At 52.1% G+C, this 906-nt stretch carries 1 protein-coding gene; it reads right to left on the bottom strand.

Translation table 11 applies throughout. The features are described from left to right. Positions 1-125: 125 nt before the first annotated feature. Complete coding sequence (locus tag R7P74_RS25345; protein WP_001067855.1) at positions 126-830, bottom strand: IS6-like element IS26 family transposase; 705 nt, start codon at positions 828-830, stop codon at positions 126-128. Between the last annotated feature and the right edge of the window lie 76 nt (positions 831-906).

Consider the following 906-nt stretch of genomic DNA (forward strand, 5'->3'; position numbering starts at 1 on the left):
TTGGGGAGGCGCTTATGCTCACTGCTAAATGTATAGGGTGCGGATGCACCGATGATCACGCTTGTGTTGAAAAGGCACTGTTGCAAAGTTAGCGATGAGGCAGCCTTTTGTCTTATTCAAAGGCCTTACATTTCAAAAACTCTGCTTACCAGGCGCATTTCGCCCAGGGGATCACCATAATAAAATGCTGAGGCCTGGCCTTTGCGTAGTGCACGCATCACCTCAATACCTTTGATGGTGGCGTAAGCCGTCTTCATGGATTTAAATCCCAGCGTGGCGCCGATTATCCGTTTCAGTTTGCCATGATCGCATTCAATCACGTTGTTCCGGTACTTAATCTGTCGGTGTTCAACGTCAGACGGGCACCGGCCTTCGCGTTTGAGCAGAGCAAGCGCGCGACCATAGGCGGGCGCTTTATCCGTGTTGATGAATCGCGGGATCTGCCACTTCTTCACGTTGTTGAGGATTTTACCCAGAAACCGGTATGCAGCTTTGCTGTTACGACGGGAGGAGAGATAAAAATCGACAGTGCGGCCCCGGCTGTCGACGGCCCGGTACAGATACGCCCAGCGGCCATTGACCTTCACGTAGGTTTCATCCATGTGCCACGGGCAAAGATCGGAAGGGTTACGCCAGTACCAGCGCAGCCGTTTTTCCATTTCAGGCGCATAACGCTGAACCCAGCGGTAAATCGTGGAGTGATCGACATTCACTCCGCGTTCAGCCAGCATCTCCTGCAGCTCACGGTAACTGATGCCGTATTTGCAGTACCAGCGTACGGCCCACAGAATGATGTCACGCTGAAAATGCCGGCCTTTGAATGGGTTCATGTGCAGCTCCATCAGCAAAAGGGGATGATAAGTTTATCACCACCGACTATTTGCAACAGTGCCCGAAAAACCACGT

This window comes from Vibrio sp. 2033 (genome assembly GCF_033339735.1).